General features: G+C 73.0%; 3 protein-coding genes. All 3 read left to right on the top strand.

The features are described from left to right. On the top strand, positions 1–993 hold a 993-nt coding region (locus ACYVE9_RS20790; protein WP_461029406.1), incomplete at its 5' end, for a Stk1 family PASTA domain-containing Ser/Thr kinase. Between the two features lie 297 nt (positions 994–1,290). After that, entirely contained in the window at positions 1,291–2,094 is an 804-nt protein-coding gene (locus ACYVE9_RS20785) for a transglycosylase SLT domain-containing protein (RefSeq protein ID WP_461029405.1), read from the top strand. A 35-nt stretch (positions 2,095–2,129) separates the two neighbouring features. Next, a complete protein-coding gene (locus tag ACYVE9_RS20780) occupies positions 2,130–3,041 on the top strand; it encodes a deoxyribonuclease IV (RefSeq protein ID WP_461029404.1) in 912 nt (303 codons plus the stop codon). The last annotated feature ends 45 nt before the right edge of the window (positions 3,042–3,086 follow it).

Raw genomic sequence — 3,086 nt, 5'->3', positions numbered from 1 at the left:
GTGCTGGGCCGAGCGGCGGCGGACCGGCCCGAGAACCGCACCAGCGTGCTCGCCGAAGCGCCACTGGCCTCGCCGGTGGCGGGCGGCGGGCAGGACGGCGGGCGGAGCCGGTTCGTCCGGCCGCGCCGGTCGGTGCTGGCCCTCATCGGCACGGTGCTGCTGGTGCTGGGGGTGGGCGCCGGTGTCTGGTACATCAACTCAGGTCAGTTCACCCGGACGCCCGGCGTGCTGCGCATGCCGCAGGCGGAGGCGGAGCGGACGATCACCGACGCGGGACTGCGGGTGGAGGTCACCCGCAGGCACAGCGCGACCGTCCCGTCCGGCCGTGTGATCGGCTCCGACCCGGGACCGGGCGCCCGCATCCGGGGCAACGGCACGGTCACGCTCAGCGTCTCCCGGGGACCGGACGTGGTGGCGGTGCCCCGGCTCAGGGGCACCCCGCTGGCCGAGGCCCGCGAACAGCTGGAGGACGCCGACCTGAAGCCGGCCACCGTCACCCGCGAGTTCAGCGACGAGGTCGAGCAGGGCGCGGTGGTCCGCACCGACCCCAAGGCCGGCGTCGAGAAGCGGCCGGGCAGCGCGGTCTCCCTCGTCGTCTCCAAGGGCGAGCGGCTCGAACTGCCGGACGTGATCGGCGTCAAGGAGGACACCGCCCTGACGGAGCTGACCGACGCCGGCTTCGAGGTGCGCGTCTCCGACCGGCGGGTGCACTCCGACCAGCCGGTGGGCGCCGTGGCCGAGCAGTCACCAGAGGCGGGCGCCACCGGGGCCAAGGGCGACACGGTCACCCTGACGCTCTCCAAGGGGCCGGAGATGGTCGCGGTCCCCGACGTGGAGGGCGACGACGAGGACCGGGCGGTGAGCCGGCTGGAGGCAGTCGGCTTCGAGGTGAAGGTCCGCAGACTCTTCATCACCGGCGAGGTGTTCAACCAGTCCGTGGACGCGGGCGAGCGCGCGCCGAAGGGTTCCACCATCACCCTGTGGATTCGCTGACAGCGAGTGCGATCGCAACTTCGCACCGTGTTCTACACCTCCTGCCGCTGTGATTAGCGGCATAGGACGTATCTCACCTACGACCCGGACTAGTGGACGTTTCCACCGGTCCGAGCGGGCTTTCCGGGGTCCCGGGACCCCCCTCCCCCACTATCGGCGGTAGTACGGGCGCCCTTTGCCCTGCGAATTTCCGACCGTTAAGACTTCTCTCCGTCGCCCAGCGCCGCACACCTCACCGCGGCGGTTGCCGCCACTCGGCCGTCAGCGACCCGAGCGAAGGGGAAGGTCAGCTCCACCATGCCCGAAGCCAAGATTCCCGACTGGCGTCGCGCCGTCACCAGGTCGCAGAGGTTCTCCGCCCTCGGCATCACCGCCGCAGCCGGAGCCGCGACCCTGGCGCTGAGCCTGACGCCGGCCGGCACCGACGCGGGCGACTCGAACGTGCAGGCCGAGCCGGCCGCCCTCCAGTCGCTGAGCGGTCACATACCCAGTCAGAGCTCGGACCTCGGCCGCCAGCACCAGCTCGCCCAGCAGCGGGCGGCGGACGACGAGAAGGCCGCCGAGGCCAAGAAGGCCGCCGAAGCGAAGAAGGCCGCCGACGCCAAGAAGGCCGCGGACGCGAAGAAGGCCGCCGAGGCGAAGCAGGCCGCGGACGCGAAGAAGGCCGCCGAGGCCAAGAAGGCTGCGGAGGCCAAGAAGGCTGCGGAGGCCAAGGCGAAGGCCGAGCGCGGCACCACGACCGCAAGCCGGACCGCCCAGCGCGCCCAGCCCGTGTCCTACGCCAACAACCTGGACGGCTGGATCCGCCAGTCCCTGGCCATCATGCGGGCCAACGGCATCCCGGGCAGCTACGACGGCATCCACCGCAACGTGATCCGGGAGTCCGGCGGCGACCCGAACGCCATCAACAACTGGGACATCAACGCCCGGAACGGCGTTCCCTCGATCGGGCTGCTCCAGGTGATCCGGCCCACCTTCGACGCGTACCACGTCGCGGGCACCGCGCGGAGCCAGTACGACCCGGTCGCCAACATCGTCGCCGCCTGCAACTACGCGGCCGACCGCTACGGGTCCATCGACAACGTCAACGGGGCCTACTGACGCAGCGCCCCCACGGGCCCTGGCACCCTGGTGGGGTGAGCACCCGCACCTCCCCCAGCGTCCAGCCCCGCCCCGAGCCGTGCACCGGCCGGGCCCGCAACCCCATTGGCGGCCATGTCCCCGTAGCCGGCGGACTGGCCGCCACGGGCGTTCCGTACGCCCGTGAGATGGGCGCGGAGGCACTCCAGGTGTTCGTGGCCAACCCGCGCGGCTGGGCCACGCCGCCGGGCAGCCGCGCGCAGGACGAGGCGTTCCGGGCGGCCTGCGCGGCCGAGTCGCTGCCGGTGTACGTCCACGCCCCCTACCTGATCAACTTCGGCTCCCACACCCCGGCGACCGTCGACCGGTCGGTGGAGTCGCTCCGGCACTCGCTGCGTCGCGGCAGGGTGATCGGCGCCCGCGGGGTGGTGGTGCACACCGGCTCGGCGACCGGTGGCCGGGCACGCTCCGCGGCGCTCGCCCAGGTGCGGGAGCGGCTGCTGCCGCTGCTGGAGGAACTCACCGCCGACGACGATCCGTGGCTGCTGCTGGAGCCGACAGCCGGGCAGGGCTCCTCGCTGTGCTCCCTGGCCGAGGACCTCGGGCCCTACTTCGACGCCCTGGACCGGCACCCGCGCCTGGGGGTCTGCCTGGACACCTGCCACGCCTTCGCGGCCGGCCACGACCTGGCCGCGCCCGGCGGCACCAAGCTGCTGCTCGACGAGCTGGTCGAGGTGACCGGGGAACGCCGGCTGAAGCTGATCCACGCCAACGACTCCAAGGACGTCTGCGGCGCCCACAAGGACCGGCACGAGAACGTCGGCAGCGGGCACATCGGCGCGGAGCCGTTCCGCGGTCTCTTCGAGCACCCCGCCACCGAGGGCGTGCCACTCGTCATCGAGACGCCCGGCGGCAAGGAGGGGCACGCGGCGGACGTCGCCCGGCTCAAGCACCTGCGCGACGGCTGACGGCGGGCGGCTGCGGGCGCCGCATGACGGGCCGGGCGGGCGGCG

Source organism: Streptomyces sparsus (assembly GCF_054776295.1).
The sequence above is the reverse complement of the archived record's forward strand: the minus strand, read 5'-3'. Positions and strand labels throughout refer to the sequence as shown.

Bases quoted from the DNA above. Each gene is read 5' to 3' on its own strand.
- ACYVE9_RS20785 (WP_461029405.1), top strand. From the start codon at position 1,291: ATGCCCGAAGCCAAGATTCCCGACTGGCGTCGCGCCGTCACCAGGTCG.